Genomic DNA, 17920 nt, shown 5'->3' on the forward strand with positions numbered 1-17920 from the left:
GTTAGTGCGGGTGTATTTGTAAAATACGTAAGGGCGGAGCGGGCATAAATGGCGGACAAGCGGTCAGACGCGAAAGACGGCGCAACCGGCGCTAGGAAGGCGGCCAGCGATCAGCTTGGTGATGCGCGGAAAGCCTTGCCCGGCCTCGTTCGCGACAGCGGCTTGTTCGACCTTGACTATGACCCGTCCGAGCTTGCGCGGATGAACCAGATATTCGAACATCTCCCGGACCAGACGGTTTTTGACCTTTCCGCGCGTTTGAGGTCGGTGATTGCCGAAAAAGAGCCGGATTTCGTTGCCTTTTCTGAGGTCTTTGGCATTTCGCCTGCTGAGCGCAAGCTTCTTGAAAGCCTGGTCGAAGGGCTCACCGTGGTCGCTCATGCCGAAAGGGCCGGGATATCGGTCAACACCGCACGCACTCATATGCGGCGCCTGTTGGAGAAAACCGGTAGCGGCGGTCAACTCGATCTTATCCGCAAGGTTCATGCTACCGCCTGATATCGCGATCCGGACCACACACGTTCGTCGGGACTGAACAGGTCGTACGGATCATCACATATGATGATTACCCACCGGTGCCGGTGGACGAGTATCGGCTGTCCCAACGAGAAGAGGCAGTATTGTGATGATCAGAAAAGTCGGTTTGCTTTGCTTGATTGCAGCAATGGCACACGGGTGCGCGGGCACCGCTCAGTGGGACGAATTCCGGGGCGCAGAGAAAAGAAATCTTCCGCCGATCACCGTGAACGGAAAGACGTACAAAGTCTACGAACTCTCGCGCAGCTCGGACCCCGAGATTCGTGCACAGGATGACCCGAACGCCACATTCGCGGTGTATGTTGTCACTGGTCCGGGCAAGACCGTGTATTGCGGCCCCAATGCGTCGAGATGCAGAAATGTAATCCAGAAACTGGTCGGGTCGCCTGCCAAAGCCAATGCCAAACCCAAGCCTGACGTCCAGAAAGAAGTGCTTGATGGGATGTGATGTCGCCAGGGCGCGCAACCGGGGCTGAGCTGCTGCGGGGCTGAGCATGACGGGACTGCAGCCTCGGCAGTCCCGTCATTCATTTCCGATCAGATCGGCAGCGGATGCGCCCGCCGGGCCTGTGCGATGTCCTCAAACACTGCGTCCGACAGGCTCACTTCGGCGGCCCCGATGGCGGTCTTCAGCTGGTCCATCCTCGTGGCGCCGATGATCGTCGACGTCATGAACGGGCGCGAGATGCAGAAGGCGATCGCCATCTGTGACGGATCGAGCCCGTGCTTTCCGGCGACATCCAGATAGGCCTGCGCCGCCGCTTCCGCTTCGGGCCCCCAGCGTCCGCCGAGATTTTCGACCTTGGTGCGGCGGGAGCCTTCGGGAATGACCCCGCCCTGGTACTTGCCGGTGAGAATGCCGGTGGCCAGCGGCGAGAACGCCAGCAAGCCGACATCCTCGTGATGCGCCACTTCCGCCAGATCGGTGTCGAACATGCGGCAGATCAGGCTGTACTCGTTCTGGATCGAGGCGACCCGGGGCAGCCCGTGCTCTTCGGCCAGCCGTACGAACTGCATCGTGCCCCAGGCGCTTTCGTTGGACAGCCCGACGGCGCGGATCTTGCCGGCCTTCACCGCGTCACCGAGGCCTTCAAGCGTTTCGCGGATGTCGTCGACCGCGCCCGCCTTGTCCTGTTGGCTGGCGTCAAACGCCCAGTGCTTGCGGAAATGGTAGGAGCCGCGGTTGGGCCAGTGCAGCTGGTAGAGGTCGATATGGTCCACACCCAGCCGCTTCAGATTGCCGTCGACCGCCTGCATCACCGAAGCCCTTGTGAAGCCTTCGCTGTTGCGGATCCAGTTGACACCGGCGCCGCCCATCTTGGTGGCAAGGATTACCTCGTTGCGTTTGCCCGAGGCCCGGAACCAGCTGCCGATATACTCCTCTGTGAGGCCTTGGGTTTCCGCCCGCGTCGGCTGGGTCGGGTACATCTCGGCTGTATCGAAGAAGTTGACCCCCTGGGCCAGGGCGTAGTCCATCTGCTCATGGGCGTCTGCCTCGGTGTTCTGTTCACCCCAGGTCATGGTGCCGAGACAGATCTCGCTCACCATCATCTCCGTGCGTCCGAGCCGGTTCATTTTCATGCGGTACATCCTTGGCTGCTGAGTTGCGCGCACAATAGCGTGAGCAAACCGGTGCGCAAGCCGGTCCATTGTGAATCACTCAATTCACCGGGGATTGCCGGTCATCGGGGATTGCCGGTCACATCGAACTGCCTGCGTCTCAAAACAGCCAGGCCACATAGCCCGTGTAGATTGCCAGCATTGCCACGCCAGCTGGGCGGCCGATGCGGCCGGCCAGCAGGATCAGGGCAACCAGCGCCAGCGATACGCCAAGCATGAACGGGATGTCGAACGATGCCATCGAGGCGTCGACCGGCACCGGCACGACCATGGCTGTCAGGCCGAGAATGCCCAGGATGTTGAAGATGTTGGAGCCAACGACATTGCCAAGCGCGATTTCGGCCTGCCGCCGGAACGCGGCAACCACTGAAGTGGCAAGTTCCGGCAGGCTCGTGCCCACGGCGACGATTGTCAGGCCGATGACCGCTTCGGAGATGCCGAATTGGAGCGCAATCGAGGTTGCCGCATCGATCAGCAGATTGGCGCCGATGAACAGGCCGGCCAGTCCGCCCGCTATGAACAGGGCTTCTTTCCACCCGGCGAGCTTGACCACCAGCTCGGCCTCCTCGGCGCTCATGCGGCGCCGGTCGGTGTAGGTTACCCATGCAAGATAGGCCGAAAGCAGGGCGAACATGGCCAGGCCGGTTAAGAAACCGATGAGCCCCAGATAGCCCAGGCCGAGCATGACCACGGCAGCAAACAGCATCATCACCATGTCTCGCTTGAGGCTGGGGATCATGGCGGGAATTGGCGAAATCGCTGCGGCGAGGCCAAGAATGAGCAGGATGTTGGCGATGTTAGAACCGACCACATTGCCGACCGCGATCGCCGGCGCGCCATCAAGCGCCGCCTGCATCGAGACCAGAAGTTCGGGCATCGACGTGCCAAAACCGACGACGGTCAGGCCGATGAGAAGCGGCGGCATGCCGAGCCTGTTGGCAAACGAGATTGCGCCGCGCACCAGATAGTCTGCACCAAGTGTCAGCAGAACGAGTCCGGCGGCCAGCAGCAGCAGGTTGGATAACATGATGTGTTTCCTGTGATCGTGATTTCAGGTGCGGTTCAGGCTGTCAGGCTCGCACAGACGTCCGCACGATGTCCAGCGCACGCCGCATCTCGCGCCCCGCGGCGCCGAGCGGCAGATATGGGATTTTCTGGTGTCGGCCGAAAGCCCGGCAATCAGTCCGCGTTCTCGGGATCCATTTCGGCGGCGATCGCGAGCTTGACCGTCATCCAGGTCGCCCAGATCGCCAGCGGAATGACGAGGGCAAACATTACCAGATCACCGCCCAGGCCCAAGCCGAAAAAGCCGTCGGCAGCCCAGATTGCAGCCAGCGCGGTAAGCCAGATTTCCGAGCCGATCAGCACAATCGCGCCGATGGCGGTCATGAAGGCAATGAACTTTGTTGTCGGGGCCTGGCGGGCGGAATCTTGGCTGGAGGTATTGGAAGCGGGATACGACATCGTGGTCTGTCCGGAAAGGCGCTGCTGGTTCTGAGCGCAACAGCGAATATGTGAATGCACTTGGTGACGAATTCAAGATAGCAGCCGGTCCATATGCAAATAAATCTTTCGGCTCTCCTCGACTGGACTGACCGGCGTGCTGAAACGCCGCCGCATGGGCGTTTAGGCTGACCCGACTCTCTGGCGCCGCGGCCTGAAACCGGTCTCAACCTTGACACCGGCGGTGCGAATGTGAATTGAAGCGGCAACGCGACATCAATCATCGGAGCCGAAACATGGCCATAGCATTCACTTTTCCGGGGCAGGGCAGCCAGACGGTCGGCATGGGCAAGGACCTGGCCGCCGCTTTTCCCGAAGCCCGGGCCGTCTTTGACGAAGTCGATGCGGCGCTCGGCGAAAAGCTTTCGTCGGTGATCTTCGAAGGCCCCGAGGACACATTGACCCTGACCGCCAATGCCCAGCCTGCCTTGATGGCGGTCTCCATGGCGCTGATCCGCGTGCTCGAAGCCCGCGGTCTCGACCTGGCCAAGACCGCAAGCTATGTCGCCGGCCATTCACTCGGTGAATATTCCGCGCTGTGTGCGGCCGGCATGTTCTCGATTCCCGACACGGCGCGGCTGCTGCGCATTCGCGGCAACGCCATGCAGGCCGCGGTTCCGGCGGGCGAGGGCGCAATGGCTGCCATCATCGGGCTGGAGAACACTGATGTTGAAGCCGCCTGCACAGAGGGCCGCGCGCACGGCGCCGTCCAGATCGCCAATGACAATGGCGGTGGCCAGCTGGTCATTTCCGGCCTCAAGCCGGCGGTGGAAGCCGCAGCTGCCGCGGCCACGGCAAAGGGCGCCAAGCGTGCCCTGATGCTGCCGGTCTCCGCACCCTTCCATTCGAGCCTGATGCAGCCAGCCGCCGATGCCATGCGAGAGGCGCTGGCGGGCGTGGCAAAATCCGCGCCGGTTGTCCCCGTCATTGCCAATGTCCGCGCCGCCCCGGTCTCCGATCCCGATGAAATCGCAGGGCTGCTGGTCGAGCAGGTCACCGGCCAGGTGCGCTGGCGCGAGACTGTGGCCTGGTTTGCCGCAAACGGTGTCGACACGCTGGCCGAAATTGGCGCCGGCAAGGTCCTCACCGGTCTAGCCCGCCGCATCGACCGCTCCGTGACCGGTTTGAATGTTGCCGGGCCCGACGACATCGACCCGTTTCTGGCCGCAATGAACGCATAGGCCGGACTGGCCTGCAAACAGGACTGCCCGCGCCCCGGCGCCGGCGCGAGACCAATCCCGAAAGGACTTTCCATGTTCGATCTGACCGGCCGCAAGGCCCTCGTCACCGGTGCATCCGGTGGAATCGGCGAAGCCATCGCCCGTCAGCTGCACAGCCGTGGCGCGACCATCGGCCTGCATGGCACCCGCGTTGAGCGGCTCGAGGCGTTGGCCGCCGATCTCGGCGACCGGGTTCACATGTTTCCCGCAGACCTCTCCGATCGCGACGCGGTCTCTGCGCTCGGCAAGTCCGCCGAGGAGCGGCTCGAGGGCGTCGATATCCTGGTCAACAATGCCGGGATCACCAAGGACGGACTGTTCGTGCGCATGAGCGACGATGCCTGGGACCAGGTGCTGGAAGTCAACCTGACTGCGGTCTTCCGCCTGACACGCGAACTTGCCCACCCGATGATGAAGCGCCGCAATGGTCGCATCATCAACATCACCTCGGTGGTGGGTGTTTCCGGCAACCCCGGGCAGGCGAACTACTGCGCCGCCAAGGCCGGTATGATCGGCTTCTCCAAGAGCCTGGCCCAGGAAATCGCGCCGCGAAACGTCACCGTCAACTGCGTTGCGCCCGGCTTCATCGAGAGCGCCATGACCGAAAAGCTCAATGACAAGCAGAAGGATGCGATCATGGGCGCAATTCCGATGCGCCGCATGGGCACTGGTACCGAGATCGCTTCCGCGGTGACCTGGCTGGCATCCGACGAGGCCTCCTACGTGACCGGCCAGACCATCCACGTCAATGGCGGGATGCTGATGGTCTGATCTGCCGGAGGGAAGGTCCGGGCCATGCCGGCGCATCAGGAGCGCTGGCGGGAATCACGGTTGACCCGCATTTTCCGGCTTTGCCCGGTTGGCAAACCGTGATACTTCGCCCCCGCTGCGCGCGGCGCATGCCTTTTCCAGGGGGCGAATAAGCTGAAATCCACAGCTTCGGCTTTGACGGGATGGGGCAGAGCGCATAAAAACGTGCAACAAGCTTGATTACCCATGCTTGCGCAGGTAACGAGGCGCAACAACAATTTGAAACAGGTCGAGGAATCCGACATGAGCGACATCGCAGACCGCGTAAAGAAAATTGTCATCGAACATCTGGGCGTTGACGCTGAAAAAGTGACCGAAAGCGCAAGCTTCATCGACGATCTGGGTGCGGACTCGCTCGATACCGTCGAACTGGTGATGGCGTTTGAAGAAGAATTCGGCGTTGAAATCCCCGATGATGCCGCCGACACCATTCTGACTGTTGGCGACGCGATCAAGTACATCTCGTCTGCTCAGTCCTGATTGGACTTCAATTGACCGGCGGACCTGATGTCCGTTGTCAGGACCGGCGCAGACCCTGCGCCGGTTATTTGCATTTTGACATGACTGGGACTTGAGACGATGCGCAGAGTTGTCATTACCGGCACCGGTGTTGTTTCTCCGCTGGGATGCGGCACCGAAATAACATGGTCCCGCCTGATCGGCGGCCAAAACGGTGCGTCACGCGTCACGGCATTCGATGTCAGCGACATCCCCGCACAGATAGCCTGTTCGGTTCCCACCGACCCGTCGGTCGAGGGAGCCTTCAATCCTGACGACTGGATGGAGCCCAAGGAACAGCGCAAGGTCGACAAGTTCATCCTGTTCGGCGTGGCCGCCGCCGACATGGCGCTCAAGGATGCCGGCTGGAACCCGCAATCGCGTGAAGACCAGATCGCCACCGGCGTGATGATCGGCTCGGGCGTCGGTGGTCTCGAAGGTATCGTCGAGGCCGGCTACACCCTGCGCGACAAGGGCCCCCGCCGCGTCTCCCCGTTCTTCATTCCCGGACGTCTCATCAACCTGATCTCCGGTCAGGTGTCGATACGCCACGGCTTGCGTGGACCCAACCACGCCGTGGTCACAGCCTGTTCGACCGGCGCCCACGCCATTGGTGACGCGGCCCGGCTGATCGCGCTCGGCGATGCCGAGGTGATGGTTGCCGGCGGTGCGGAAGCCGCCATCTGCCGGATCGGGCTTGCGGGATTTGCCGCCTGCAAGGCGCTGTCTACCGCCTACAACGACACGCCGGAAAGGGCGTCGCGCCCCTATGATCGCGACCGCGACGGTTTTGTCATGGGCGAGGGGGCTGCCATCGTGGTGCTTGAAGAGCTCGAGCATGCGCTGGCGCGCGGCGCCAATATCATCGCTGAAGTCTCGGGCTACGGGCTGTCGGGTGACGCCTATCACATTACTGCGCCGTCCGAAGATGGCGATGGGGCCTACCGTTGCATGCAGATGGCGCTCAAGCGCGCCGGTATCACGCCGGCAGAGATCGACTACATCAACGCTCATGGCACATCGACCATGGCCGACACCATCGAGCTGGGCGCCGTCGAGCGGCTGGTCGGAGAGGCGGCTGATGGCATCTCGATGTCGTCGACCAAATCGTCGATCGGCCATCTTCTGGGTGCCGCGGGCGCGATGGAGGCGGTCTTCTCTGCGCTTGCCATCCGCGACAATGTCGCCCCGCCGACGCTCAACCTCGACAATCCGGAAGTCGAGACAACAATCGACCTTGTTCCCAAGGTTGCGCGAAAGCGCAAGATCGATGTTGCTTTGTCCAATTCCTTCGGGTTCGGCGGAACCAATGCATCGCTCGTGCTGAAGCGTTTTCAACACCAGTAAGACCTGTGCCCGGTCCGGGAAGACACGTTGCCGGACCGGCATTTCGCCACATTGAGCGGCCAGAACACTGCAACGGACGCCGTCCCTGTTTCAATTCCTGCGGAGATTGATCTCGTGAACGACCGCAACAATCAAGGCAATGGCATTTTTGGCCGCGCCGGTGACCAGAACAATGCGCCGTCCGGCCCGATCATTCCGGTCTCGCCGTCGCAGGCGCTGAAGCCTGAAAAGGCGCCGCCTCCACCGAAGCGGTCGCGCCGCGCCCGTAACCAGGTGGTCGTCTTCCTCAATTTCATTCTTTCGCTTGTCATCTTCGTGGCCGTCATCGCCGTGGGTGTGTTCTGGTACGGCAAGACTGAATTCGAAGGTCGCGGACCGCTTGACCGGACCACCAATTACATGGTGCGCGAAGGCGCGGGCCTGAACCAGATTGCCGCCGGGCTCGAGCGCCAGGGCATCGTGACAAACCAGCGGATCTTCTCGATCGGGGCAAAGGGCGTGCTGGGCGACGATACGCTGAAGGCCGGCGAATACGAGATCAAGGCCGGCGCCTCGATGCTTGAAATCGTCGAGCTGATGCAATCTGGCAAGTCCATCCTGCATTCCTTCACCGTGCCGGAAGGGCAGACCGTTCAGCAGGTGTTCGACCGGCTGAGAAGTGACGAGATGCTTGTCGGGGATCTCCCCGAGGACATGCCGGCGGAAGGTGCCTTGCTGCCCGAGACCTACAAATTCTCGCGCGGCACCACGCGTGCCGACATTCTTGACCAGATGATCAAGGCGCAGACACGCGCGCTCGAACAGGTATGGGCCCGCCGCGCGCCCGATCTTCCGCTCGAAACCCCCGAAGAGCTGGTGATTCTTGCCTCGATCGTCGAGAAGGAAACCGCCCGGGCAGATGAGCGCCCGCGGGTAGCCAGCGTCTTCATCAACCGGCTCAACAAGGGCATGCGCCTGCAGTCCGACCCGACCATCATCTACGGTCTGTTCGGTGGTGCCGGAAAACCCTCCGACCGTCCGATCTACAAGTCGGACATCGAGAAGCCGACAGCCTACAACACCTACGTGATCAACGGGCTGCCGCCCACGCCGATCGCCAATCCGGGCCGCGAGGCGATGGAAGCGGTTGCCAACCCGTCACGGACAGACGATTTCTACTTCGTCGCCGACGGCACCGGCGGCCATGCCTTCGCCCAGACGCTGGACGAGCACAATTCCAATGTCGCGCGCTGGCGCCGGATTGAAGCCGAGCGCGAAAAGGCGCTGGCTGCGGAAAAGGCCGCCGCCGAGGCGGCTGCCGCAAATCAGCCGGCCGATAGCGGGGCGGGCGGCGAAAACAACTGACCGGACGCCGTCCTGGCGGGCGGATCCGGTCCGGGGGAACAGGGGGCTGAAACAATGGCGATCCAGTCGATGACGGGATTTGCCCGTCATGAAGGCGAAGTCGATGGCTTCCGCTTCGTGTGGGAACTGCGCTCGGTCAATGGCAAGAATCTGGATGTCCGTCTGAGGTTGCCGCAGGGCTTCGAAGTGCTCGAACAACCGGTCCGCAAGGCCGTGGCGGCGGCCATGACCCGCGGCAATCTGCAGGTGTCGCTGTCCACTAGTGCTTCCGCGACGGCCGTGGAGGCCGTTGTCAACGAAGCCGCGCTCGATGCGGTGATAGATCTCGTCAACCGCCTGGAGGACCGGATCGATGCGCGCAAGCCAGCACTTGACGGCATTCTCAATATCAAGGGTGTTCTCGAACTTCGCGATCCCGAACTGACCGAGGAGGCCCGTCAGGCCCGCAACGAGGCGGTTCTTTCAGGCTTCATGAAGGCGCTGGGGGATCTCAAGGCCATGCGCCTTTCCGAAGGCAAGGCCCTGACGCGGGTTCTGGGCGAACAGGTCGACCGTATCGGAGAACTGACCCGCGCGGTCGAGGCCGATCCGTCGCGGTCTGCCGAGGCCATTCGCGCCCGCCTGGCCGAGCAGGTGGCAAGCCTGATGGACACCGGCGCCGGGCTGGATCGCGACCGGTTGCACATGGAAGCTGCTCTTCTGGCCACCAAGGCGGATCTGCGTGAGGAAATCGACCGCCTCAAGGCCCATGTCGAGGCGGCGCAGGCCTTGATCGGTGGAGAGGCCGCCGTCGGCCGGCGGCTGGATTTCCTGGCCCAGGAGTTCAACCGGGAAACCAACACCATCTGTTCAAAATCCAATGCGGCGCCGGTCACTGCGATCGGGCTTGATTTGAAGGTCCTGATAGACCAGTTTCGCGAACAAGTTCAAAATCTGGAGTAGCGATGAGCCAGCCGCCCGCCCATCTTCCCTCGGCCCGCATCAAGCGGCGCGGCCTCATGCTGGTGATTTCCTCGCCCTCCGGAGCCGGAAAATCCACCATTGCCCGCAATCTTCTTGAACATGACACCGGCCTCAGTCTGTCGGTCAGCGTGACCACGCGGCAGCGTCGCGGCAGCGAGATCGAGGGTGTGCACTACCAGTTCAAATCGCATCGTGAGTTTGAGCGGATGCGCGATTCCGAAGCGCTGCTGGAATGGGCGGAGGTACATGGCAATTACTACGGCACGCCGCGCGAGGCCGCCGAAGTGGCCATGGCCGAAGGTCGGGACATGCTGTTCGACATTGACTGGCAGGGCGCACAGCAGCTTCAGGAAAAGATGAGCGCCGATGTGGTCTCGATCTTCATCCTGCCGCCTTCAATGGATGAACTCAGGGCCCGTCTGCACCGTCGTGCCGAAGATGCAGACGATGTGATCGAGCAACGGCTCGCCAATGCCCGTTCGGAGATCGAGCACTGGCGCGAATATGACTACGTCGTCGTCAACGACGATCTCGACCGGGCCTATTCGGCGGTGCGCGCCATCGTCCAGGCCGAACGCCTGCGCCGCGACCGCCGTCCCGGCCTGTTCGAGTTCGTCCAGGGGCTGCTTGAAGGCTGAGCCTCCGGCTTTTCCCTGGGCCGTCTCAACTGTCGGTTCGCATCAACGGCGGCAAGGTCTGGCGTCCTTCCGACAGGCCGATGGCGGCCTGTACGATGGCCTCAGCGTCAATCCCGAAATGCCGGTAAAGATCGCCGATCGTGCCGGTCTGGCCGAAATGCTCTACGCCCAGAGGGATGGTCTGATGGCCCTGCACCGAGCCGATCCAGCCCAACGTGGCCGGGTGGCCGTCGATGACCGTGACGATCTTGCAGTGCCGGGGCAGGGCGGCGGTCAGCGTCTCGATGTGGCTTCGGGCTTTGGAATTGCCACGTGACCGCGCCCGTTGCGCCGCCGTCCAGCCGGCGTTGAGCCGGTCGGACGAGGTGACAGCAAGCACCCCGACATCGCGCCTTGTCTCGGCAATGCGGCCCGCCGCCCGGATCGCTTCCGGCGCCACGGCGCCCTGGTAGGCGATCACCACCTCGCAGTTTGGCCCAGGCTTGCGCAGCCAGTAGGCCCCGTCGATGGCTCCCTGGCGAAAATCCTCGTCGGCACGGGTGCCCGGCTGTTCGATCGGGTTGGTGGTGAGTCTCAGATAGACCGAGCCCCCGGTCTCATCGCGCAACCAGGTGCGTTCGTCCGGATCGCCCTCGCCATCTTTCTGCATGTAGTCAAACGCCCATTTCATGATCACCGCCAGTTCGTCGGCAAAGGCCGGCTCGAACGCCGCCAGCCCGTCCTGGCTCAAGCCGATCAGCGGCGAGCCGATCGACTGGTGAGCGCCGCCCTCGGGCGCCAGCGTGACGCCCGAGGGCGTGCCGACGATCATGAAGCGCGCATCCTGGTAGCAGGCATAGTTGAGCGCATCCAATCCGCGGGCGACAAAGGGATCGTAAACCGTGCCGATCGGGATCAGCCTTTTGCCGAATAGCGAATGCGACAGGCCGGCGGCACCCAAGAGCAGGAACAGGTTCATCTCGGCAATGCCGAGCTCGATATGCTGGCCGTCGGGCGTGAACTCCCATTTGGCGGTCGAGGGGATGTTGTGGGTCTTGAAGGTGTCGGCGCGCGCTCCCCGGGCAAACAGCTTGCGCCGGTTGACCCAGGGGCCGAGATTGGTGGTTCCGGTCACGTCCGGCGACGTGGTCACGATCCGGGCCGCCAGCTCGCTGTCCGTCTTCGACAGCTCATCAAGGATCTTGCCGAATGCCATCTGGGTCGAGATCTCGCGTTCGGACGCGAGCTCGATCTGAGGCGTGGCGATGACATGGTCGGAAAAGCGCCGCCGGCCCTTGGCAAAGAACGGCGTCCGCTCGAGGAACGCCTGGAGTGTGTCGGGATCCTTCACGGTTGCGAATTTCTCCCACTCTTCTCCCTCGGGAACGCCCATGTGGCGCTGCCACTCGGCCATCTGGGCCTTGTTCATCAACCCGCCATGATTGTCCTTGTGGCCTGCAATCGGCGTGCCCCAGCCCTTGATCGTGTAGGCCAGGAAACACACCGGCCGGTCATGGTCGATCGAGGCGAAGGCATCGGCCATGGTCGAGACACAGTTGCCGCCGAGGTTTTCCATCAGTACGGCCAGTTCAGCGTCGGAACGCCCCTCGATCAGCGCGGTCACGTCACCCTGGTCGCCAAGGTCGTCCATCAGGTGCTTGCGCCACACGGCACCTCCCATGAAGGTGAGCGCGGCATAGAGCTGGTTGGGGCAATTGTCGATCCAGCCCTTGAGCTTGTCTCCGCCCTTTTCGGAGAACGCCGCGCGCTGCAGGTGGCCGTACTTGACCCGCACCACGTCCCAGCCGAAGGCCTCAAAGATCTTCTCGACCCGCCGGAACAGGCCCTCATGGACGATGCCGTCGAGCGACTGGCGATTGTAGTCGATGATCCACCATGTGTTGCGCAGGTCGTTCTTCCAGCCCTCCTGCAGCGTCTCGTAGATGTTGCCCTCGTCAAGCTCTGCGTCGCCGACCAGAGCCACCATGCGCCCGAGCGGCAGATCCTGGCCCCACTCCTTGGCGGCAATGTAATCCTGCACGATTGAGGCGAACGAGGTGATCGCCACCCCGAGGCCCACCGAGCCCGTGGAGAAATCGACGTCGTCGATATCCTTGGTCCGCGAAGGGTAGGACTGCACCCCGCCGAACCCACGGAAATTCTCCATCTTCTCGCGGGTCTGGTTGCCCACCAGATACTGGATCGCGTGGAAAATCGGCGAGGCGTGCGGCTTGACCGCCACCCGGTCCTCGGGTCTGAGCGCGGAGAAATACAGCGCCGTCATGATCGACACCATCGAGGCCGATGACGCCTGGTGCCCGCCGACCTTGATCCCGTCCGCCTTGGGGCGGATATGGTTGGCATTGTGGATCATCCAGTGCGACAGCCACAGCAGCCGCTGTTCGATTGTCTTGAGATGGTCGGTACGGCTCATCGTGCAGTGTCCCCTGAAAGTGCGAAATCAACCGCAGCCTGTGCGTGAAGCTGGGTGGTGTTGAAGGCGGGAATGTCGAAATCATCCTGCGAGATCAGCAGCCCGACCTCGGTGCATCCGAAGATGATCCCGTCGGCTCCACGCGCCCGGGCAGTTTCGATGATTCTCAGGTAACGGTTCTTCGAGACTGGGCTGATCACACCCTGGCAAAGCTCTTCGTAAATGATGCGGTGCACGTCGTCGCGCTCCTGCTGTTCGGGTACGCAGACTTCGATCCCGTGCCGCTCCCTGAGCCTCGCCTTGTAGAAGTCCTGTTCCATGGTGAAACGGGTGGCAAGCAGCAGCGGCTTGCGGCAGCCGCTGGCCTTGATCGCTTCGGCAGTCACGTCAGCGATGTGAAACAACGGGATGGAAAGCGCCGCCTGAACTTCGTCGGCACAGATGTGCATCGTGTTTGTGCCGATCAGCAGGCAGTCGGCTCCTGCCGCCTCCAGCCGGATCGCCGCTTTGACCAGCAATTTCGCCGCTTCGCTCCATCTGGCCTCGGCCTGCAGCTCCGCGATCGGCGCGAAATCGAACGAGCGCATCAGGATTTCGGCGGAGTGCAGACCACCCAGCCGTTCCCGCACCATCCCGTTGAGCAACTGGTAATAAGTGACGGTGCTTTCCCAGCTCATCCCGCCCAGCAGACCGATCGTCTTCATGTATCCTCTCCCGTGTCCCTTCACAGTAACATCCTGCTTGAGCAAATTGATGCCATTTTCTGCTTCCTGTGCCGCATTTATTGGTGATATATCGCGTATATTGAGGCGATAATGGGGGTAATCCGCGTGGATGATATCGATATGGCGATTGTCCGTCGCTTGGCGGTCCATGGCCGTATTTCACTCAATGAGCTCAGCGAGGAGGTCGGGTTGAGCCCGACCCCTGTCTCGCGACGCATCCGGCAACTCGAAGCCGAAGGTATCATTACCGGCTATCACGCCAAGCTCGAAGAGACCGCGCTGGGCTTTCCGGTTTCCGTTTTCGTGTCCGTGCGCCTCGACAAGCAGGTGGACGAGGCGCTGGCGGTTTTCGAGGCCGCGATCAACCGTTTTCCGGAAGTCGTTGACTGCTGGTTGATGACCGGAAATCGCGACTACCTGATGCGCGTCGCCACCCGGGATCTGGCGGATTTCGAGCGTTTCCTGACCCAGCAGCTGACGCGGGTGAAAGGCGTGGCGGCGATCGAATCCTCCATCCCCCTGCGCCGGGTCAAGGCTATGCCGGCAAGAACCCCGTGACCCCGCAAGCCTGACCGTCCTTGTCCCGCGCATTCGAGTCGTGCATCCTCACGCCGCTGCGCGGACTGCATCATCGCTCAGCGCCTGGGCCAGATCGCCGATGATGTCGTCGACATCTTCAAGTCCGACGGACAGACGGATCAGCCCGTCGGAAATGCCGTGCTCGGCCCGCTCTTCGGCGGTGTAGGTCGAGTGTGTCATGCTCGCCGGGTGCTGGATCAGCGATTCCGCGTCGCCCAGCGAGACCGCACGCCCGATCATGGTAAGCCGGTTCATCAGCCGCCGTCCGGCCTCGATGCCGCCGTCGAGTTCGAAAGCGATCATCGCGCCGAAGCCGGGCATCTGCCTCAGCGCAAGCTCGTGCTGCTCGAAGCTTGCAAGACCCGGGTAATGGACCTTCGCCACGCCTTCGCTCGCCTCCAACATGGCGGCGACCTTCTGCGCATTTTCGCAATGCCGCTCCATTCTGAGCGCGAGCGTCTTCAGCCCGCGCAGGATCAGCATGGCGTTGAACGGGGCCATCACCGCGCCGGTCATGTCCTTCATGCCGAACATCCTGATTTCGGAAACCTGTTCCGCGCTGCCGACAAGCAGACCGGCGACGACATCGCCGTGGCCGCCGAGATATTTGGTCGCCGAATGCACGACGATGTCGGCGCCGAGCTCGATCGGACGGGTGAGGTAGGGGGTGGCGTAGGTGTTGTCGACAACCACCGTCGCACCGCTCGCATGGGAGATCTTCGAGATGGCCTCGATATCGACGAGCCGCATGTTCGGATTGGCCGGTGTCTCGAAATAGACGACGCGTGTCTTCTCGGAGATCACCGGTGTCAGGTTGGCCGGATCGGTCATGTCGACATGGGTGATGGTGATGCCGAACTTGGATAGCCCGTGGCGCATGAAGGCGAAGGTGCAGCCATAGAGCGTCTTGTCGACGATGACTTCGTCACCCGGGGACAAGAGCGTCCACAGGGCCGCGGTGATGGCGCCCATGCCGGATGCCAGAGCCAGCCCGGCCTCTGCACCTTCAAGCACCGCGATGCGCTGCTCCAGCAGGTCGAGCGTCGGGTTCGAAATGCGCGAATAGATGTAGCCCGGTCGCTCGCCCGCAAACATCTCGCCGCCGGCTTCGGCGCTGTCAAAGGCAAAGGTCGACGTCAGATGCAGCGGCGGCGTCAGCGCCCCCTGATGATCCATCGGATAGTAGCCGTGGTGGATGGCGCGGGTGGAGAAGTTCTTGCTGCTGGTTTTCATGACGGGATCCTTTCCGGTGGTGCAGCAAGATTGCCCTATCTTGAAGGGCATTTGATTGCTATTTGTGCTTCAACAGACATCAGTTTTGGCATTATCTGCCAGGGAGCGGGAAGATGGACAGCAAGGATCGCCAGATCATCCGGGCGCTGCAGGCCAATGCCCGCATGACCAACCAGGATCTCGCTGCAGCGGTGAACCTGTCACCCTCGCCATGCCTGCGCCGGCTTCGCAACCTCGAGGACAGCGGCGTGATCCGCGGCTACAGCGTCGATGTCGACGCCAGGGCCTACGGACTGCCGATGACGGTCTTCATCCGCATCCGGCTCGAGCGGCACACGGGCAGCCATATCCAGGAGTTCGAGGCCCGCATCAGGGCGATCGATGAAGTGCTCGAATGCCATCTGATGACCGGACCGGCGGATTATCTGCTGAGAGTCGTGGTCGCCGGTCTTGACCATTACGAGGACTTTATCCGCAACCGCATCCACGCCATCGGCGGCATTGCGTCGATCGACACGAGCATCGTCTACGGAACCGTCAAGAAAACCGGCGTGTTTCCGGCGCTGCCGTCATAGGCAATGAAGGCAGCCGGGATTGAGGGTTTGTCGCCAGTCTACAGAGCCTGAGCCAGCGCGCAGAATTCGGCGACACTCAGCGTCTCGGCGCGGCGCGTGGGCTCGATCCCGAGCCGTTCCAGCAAGGCTTCTCCGCCCAAGGGTTTCAGGCTCTGCCTCAGCATCTTGCGGCGCTGGCCGAAGGCGGCGTGGGTGACGCGTTCGAGCCGTGCGAGGTCGCAGGGCAGGCGGTCGGCCAGCGGTTCGAGCTGCACCACGCTCGACGTGACCTTCGGCGGCGGCGTGAAGGCCTGTGGCGGCACGTCGAAAAGGATCTCGCTGCGCGCGATCCATCCTGCCAGCACGCCCAGGCGGCCGTAGTGGTTCGATCCCGGCACGGCCACGATCCGCTGGCCGACCTCCTTCTGGAACATCAGCGTCATTGACGTCCAGAACGGATGGTCGACATCGGCAGTGAGCCAGTTGATCAGCAATTGCGTGCCGACATTGTAGGGCAGGTTGGCGACGATCTTGGCCGGAGCGCCATTGGCCAGGGCCGCAAGGTCGGTCTCGAGCGCATCTCCCTCCACCACCTCGAGCCGACCGGGATAATGTGCAGCGATCTCGGCCAGGATCGGCAGGCAGCGCGGGTCGCGCTCGACCGCGACGACGCGGGAAGCGCCCTGGGCCAGCAGCGCCCGGGTGAGCCCACCCGGGCCGGGGCCGATTTCGAACACGGTGAAGCCCTCGAGAGGGCCGGCCGACCGGGCGATCTTGGCAGTCAGGTTCAGGTCGAACAGGAAATTCTGCCCAAGCGCTTTTTTCGGCGCCAGCCCGTGCGTGGCAACGACATCGCGCAGCGGTGGAAGGCCGTCGGGGGTGGTGGCCATCAGACCCTGCTCAATGCTTGAAGGGTTGCGGTTTCAATCTCGGTATTGGCCATCCTGGCGGCAAGCTTCAGTGCCGCCACAAGGCTGTCGGCGCGGGCCTCGCCCTTGCCGGCCAGCGAGAAGGCGGTGCCGTGATCGGGCGATGTGCGGATGAAGGGAAGGCCGAGCGTCACATTGACCGAATCGTGAAAGCCCAGCGTCTTCGCCGGGATCAGCGCCTGATCGTGATACATGCAGATCGCCGCGTCATACCCCGCCCTGGCCTCCGCATGAAACATCGTGTCAGCCGGCAGCGGACCTGTGACATCAAGCCCCTCGGCCTTCAACAGGGCAATCGCGGGCAGGATGACCTCGCCGTCCTCGCGTCCCAGAGCGCCATCCTCGCCGGCGTGCGGATTGAGGCCCGAAACCGCGATGCGCGGCCGTGTCAGGCCGAAACGGCGGCCGAGATCATGAGCCACAATGCGTGTGGTCTCCACGATCGCGCCGGTCGTCAGCGCATCGGGAACCTGCCTGAGCGGGATGTGGATGGTGACCGGAGCAACGCGCAGGGAAGGGCCTGAAAGCAGCATTACCGGAGTGACGGCATGGCCGGTGTTCTCGCTCGCCAGATGGGCAAGATACTCGGTGTGGCCGGGAAAGCCGAAACCGGATGCATAGAGCACCGATTTTGCGATTGGATTGGTCACAACCGCCCGGGTTCTGGCAGCCGTGGTCAGTTCCACCGCGACACGGATGGCCTCGATGATCGCCTCCGCATTGCCCGAATCCGGATGGCGCGGCACGGCGGGCCTGGCGAGTTCGACCGGCAGCACGGGCAGAGCGCTGTCGAACTTCGCCACGGCACTTTCCGCGGTGGCCTCCACCAGCGGAACATCCAGGCCGAGCAGCTGCGCCCGCTCGGCGAGCATCGCCGGATCGGCAATCATCAGGAAGGCCGGCAGCTCAAGCTGCCCACGATGTGTCCAGGCTGCAAGCGCCAGATCCGGGCCAATTCCGGCCGGGTCGCCCATGGTCAAGGCCAGCGCGCGGCGGTGCCCGTTCAT

At 62.7% G+C, this 17920-nt stretch carries 19 protein-coding genes; 10 read left to right on the forward strand and 9 right to left on the reverse strand.

Going from position 1 to position 17920, the window contains the following annotated elements; translation table 11 throughout:
* Window positions 1–63 precede the first annotated feature (63 nt).
* A complete protein-coding gene (locus tag GTW23_RS17360) occupies window positions 64–486 on the reverse strand; it encodes a hypothetical protein (protein ID WP_252916704.1) in 423 nt (140 codons plus the stop codon).
* Between the two features lie 139 nt (window positions 487–625).
* Here GTW23_RS17360 and GTW23_RS17365 point away from each other — a divergent pair, with 139 nt between their 5' ends.
* A complete protein-coding gene (locus GTW23_RS17365) occupies window positions 626–985 on the forward strand; it encodes a hypothetical protein (RefSeq protein ID WP_152009294.1) in 360 nt (119 codons plus the stop codon).
* 89 nt (window positions 986–1074) lie between these two features.
* Here GTW23_RS17365 and GTW23_RS17370 read toward each other — a convergent pair whose 3' ends face one another.
* The 3 genes from GTW23_RS17370 to GTW23_RS17380 form a co-directional block, all read right to left on the reverse strand.
* Window positions 1075–2118, reverse strand: coding sequence for an aldo/keto reductase (locus GTW23_RS17370; protein ID WP_252916705.1), 1044 nt, complete (start codon window positions 2116–2118; stop codon window positions 1075–1077).
* Window positions 2119–2257: 139 nt separating this feature from the next.
* Complete coding sequence (locus tag GTW23_RS17375) at window positions 2258–3184, reverse strand: calcium/sodium antiporter (RefSeq protein ID WP_252916706.1); 927 nt, start codon at window positions 3182–3184, stop codon at window positions 2258–2260.
* Window positions 3185–3336: 152 nt separating this feature from the next.
* Window positions 3337–3621 carry a hypothetical protein gene (locus tag GTW23_RS17380; protein WP_152009291.1) on the reverse strand — a complete coding sequence of 95 codons (285 nt, stop codon included), beginning with the start codon at window positions 3619–3621 and terminating at the stop codon, window positions 3337–3339.
* Window positions 3622–3896: 275 nt separating this feature from the next.
* Here GTW23_RS17380 and fabD point away from each other — a divergent pair, with 275 nt between their 5' ends.
* The 7 genes from fabD (at window position 3897) to gmk (ending at window position 10480) form a co-directional block, all read left to right on the forward strand.
* Window positions 3897–4841 carry an ACP S-malonyltransferase gene (gene fabD, locus GTW23_RS17385; RefSeq protein WP_252916707.1) on the forward strand — a complete coding sequence of 315 codons (945 nt, stop codon included), beginning with the start codon at window positions 3897–3899 and terminating at the stop codon, window positions 4839–4841.
* A 72-nt stretch (window positions 4842–4913) separates the two neighbouring features.
* Entirely contained in the window at window positions 4914–5651 is a 738-nt protein-coding gene (gene fabG, locus GTW23_RS17390) for a 3-oxoacyl-[acyl-carrier-protein] reductase (RefSeq protein WP_152009289.1), read from the forward strand.
* 282 nt (window positions 5652–5933) lie between these two features.
* Window positions 5934–6170 carry an acyl carrier protein gene (locus tag GTW23_RS17395; protein ID WP_152009288.1) on the forward strand — a complete coding sequence of 79 codons (237 nt, stop codon included), beginning with the start codon at window positions 5934–5936 and terminating at the stop codon, window positions 6168–6170.
* Window positions 6171–6269: 99 nt separating this feature from the next.
* The gene (gene fabF / locus GTW23_RS17400) at window positions 6270–7535 is read left to right on the forward strand and encodes a beta-ketoacyl-ACP synthase II (RefSeq protein ID WP_252916708.1); all 1266 of its coding nucleotides are present in this window, start codon (window positions 6270–6272) and stop codon (window positions 7533–7535) included.
* A 114-nt stretch (window positions 7536–7649) separates the two neighbouring features.
* Window positions 7650–8879 (forward strand): endolytic transglycosylase MltG, encoded by a 1230-nt coding sequence (gene mltG / locus GTW23_RS17405; protein ID WP_375588866.1) that lies wholly within the window; start codon window positions 7650–7652, stop codon window positions 8877–8879.
* 54 nt (window positions 8880–8933) lie between these two features.
* Window positions 8934–9821 (forward strand): YicC/YloC family endoribonuclease, encoded by an 888-nt coding sequence (locus GTW23_RS17410; RefSeq protein ID WP_252916709.1) that lies wholly within the window; start codon window positions 8934–8936, stop codon window positions 9819–9821.
* Window positions 9822–9823: 2 nt separating this feature from the next.
* Window positions 9824–10480, forward strand: coding sequence for a guanylate kinase (gene gmk, locus GTW23_RS17415; RefSeq protein ID WP_152009284.1), 657 nt, complete (start codon window positions 9824–9826; stop codon window positions 10478–10480).
* 25 nt (window positions 10481–10505) lie between these two features.
* Here gmk and GTW23_RS17420 read toward each other — a convergent pair whose 3' ends face one another.
* Together GTW23_RS17420 and GTW23_RS17425 are read right to left on the reverse strand one after the other, a co-directional pair.
* Window positions 10506–12893, reverse strand: a complete 2388-nt coding sequence (locus GTW23_RS17420; protein WP_252916710.1) for a transketolase-like TK C-terminal-containing protein — start codon at window positions 12891–12893, stop codon at window positions 10506–10508.
* Window positions 12890–13597, reverse strand: a complete 708-nt coding sequence (locus GTW23_RS17425) for an aspartate/glutamate racemase family protein (protein WP_252916711.1) — start codon at window positions 13595–13597, stop codon at window positions 12890–12892. The genes GTW23_RS17420 and GTW23_RS17425 overlap by 4 nt, the downstream gene beginning before the upstream one ends.
* Window positions 13598–13723: 126 nt before the next feature.
* Between GTW23_RS17425 and GTW23_RS17430 the strand changes: the two genes are divergently transcribed.
* Window positions 13724–14176, forward strand: a complete 453-nt coding sequence (locus GTW23_RS17430) for an Lrp/AsnC family transcriptional regulator (RefSeq protein WP_324288446.1) — start codon at window positions 13724–13726, stop codon at window positions 14174–14176.
* 48 nt (window positions 14177–14224) lie between these two features.
* Here GTW23_RS17430 and GTW23_RS17435 read toward each other — a convergent pair whose 3' ends face one another.
* A complete protein-coding gene (locus GTW23_RS17435; RefSeq protein WP_252916713.1) occupies window positions 14225–15430 on the reverse strand; it encodes a methionine gamma-lyase in 1206 nt (401 codons plus the stop codon).
* 113 nt (window positions 15431–15543) lie between these two features.
* Here GTW23_RS17435 and GTW23_RS17440 point away from each other — a divergent pair, with 113 nt between their 5' ends.
* Entirely contained in the window at window positions 15544–16005 is a 462-nt protein-coding gene (locus GTW23_RS17440; protein WP_152009279.1) for an Lrp/AsnC family transcriptional regulator, read from the forward strand.
* A gap of 38 nt (window positions 16006–16043) precedes the next feature.
* Here the strand turns inward: GTW23_RS17440 and rsmA are convergent, their stop codons facing one another.
* Complete coding sequence (gene rsmA, locus GTW23_RS17445; RefSeq protein ID WP_252916714.1) at window positions 16044–16874, reverse strand: 16S rRNA (adenine(1518)-N(6)/adenine(1519)-N(6))-dimethyltransferase RsmA; 831 nt, start codon at window positions 16872–16874, stop codon at window positions 16044–16046.
* A complete protein-coding gene (pdxA, locus tag GTW23_RS17450; RefSeq protein ID WP_252916715.1) occupies window positions 16874–17920 on the reverse strand; it encodes a 4-hydroxythreonine-4-phosphate dehydrogenase PdxA in 1047 nt (348 codons plus the stop codon). The genes rsmA and pdxA overlap by 1 nt, the downstream gene beginning before the upstream one ends.

Origin of the sequence: Parahoeflea alexandrii (assembly GCF_024105735.1) — a bacterium.
GTDB lineage: Bacteria > Pseudomonadota > Alphaproteobacteria > Rhizobiales > Rhizobiaceae > Hoeflea > Hoeflea alexandrii.

What these genes read in the sequence shown, in the direction of transcription:
- GTW23_RS17420 (WP_252916710.1), bottom strand. Translation starts at nt 12,893, where the DNA reads ATGAGCCGTACCGACCATCTCAAGACAATCGAACAGCGGCTGCTGTGG.
- GTW23_RS17425 (WP_252916711.1), bottom strand. Translation starts at nt 13,597, where the DNA reads ATGAAGACGATCGGTCTGCTGGGCGGGATGAGCTGGGAAAGCACCGTC.
- fabG (WP_152009289.1), top strand. Translation starts at nt 4,914, where the DNA reads ATGTTCGATCTGACCGGCCGCAAGGCCCTCGTCACCGGTGCATCCGGT.
- GTW23_RS17435 (WP_252916713.1), bottom strand. Translation starts at nt 15,430, where the DNA reads ATGAAAACCAGCAGCAAGAACTTCTCCACCCGCGCCATCCACCACGGC.
- rsmA (WP_252916714.1), bottom strand. Translation starts at nt 16,874, where the DNA reads ATGGCCACCACCCCCGACGGCCTTCCACCGCTGCGCGATGTCGTTGCC.
- GTW23_RS17360 (WP_252916704.1), bottom strand. Translation starts at nt 486, where the DNA reads ATGAACCTTGCGGATAAGATCGAGTTGACCGCCGCTACCGGTTTTCTC.
- GTW23_RS17365 (WP_152009294.1), top strand. Translation starts at nt 626, where the DNA reads ATGATCAGAAAAGTCGGTTTGCTTTGCTTGATTGCAGCAATGGCACAC.
- fabD (WP_252916707.1), top strand. Translation starts at nt 3,897, where the DNA reads ATGGCCATAGCATTCACTTTTCCGGGGCAGGGCAGCCAGACGGTCGGC.
- GTW23_RS17410 (WP_252916709.1), top strand. Translation starts at nt 8,934, where the DNA reads ATGGCGATCCAGTCGATGACGGGATTTGCCCGTCATGAAGGCGAAGTC.
- GTW23_RS17380 (WP_152009291.1), bottom strand. Translation starts at nt 3,621, where the DNA reads ATGTCGTATCCCGCTTCCAATACCTCCAGCCAAGATTCCGCCCGCCAG.
- pdxA (WP_252916715.1), bottom strand. Translation starts at nt 17,920, where the DNA reads ATGAACGGGCACCGCCGCGCGCTGGCCTTGACCATGGGCGACCCGGCC.
- GTW23_RS17370 (WP_252916705.1), bottom strand. Translation starts at nt 2,118, where the DNA reads ATGAAAATGAACCGGCTCGGACGCACGGAGATGATGGTGAGCGAGATC.
- fabF (WP_252916708.1), top strand. Translation starts at nt 6,270, where the DNA reads ATGCGCAGAGTTGTCATTACCGGCACCGGTGTTGTTTCTCCGCTGGGA.
- GTW23_RS17440 (WP_152009279.1), top strand. Translation starts at nt 15,544, where the DNA reads ATGGACAGCAAGGATCGCCAGATCATCCGGGCGCTGCAGGCCAATGCC.
- gmk (WP_152009284.1), top strand. Translation starts at nt 9,824, where the DNA reads ATGAGCCAGCCGCCCGCCCATCTTCCCTCGGCCCGCATCAAGCGGCGC.
- GTW23_RS17375 (WP_252916706.1), bottom strand. Translation starts at nt 3,184, where the DNA reads ATGTTATCCAACCTGCTGCTGCTGGCCGCCGGACTCGTTCTGCTGACA.
- GTW23_RS17395 (WP_152009288.1), top strand. Translation starts at nt 5,934, where the DNA reads ATGAGCGACATCGCAGACCGCGTAAAGAAAATTGTCATCGAACATCTG.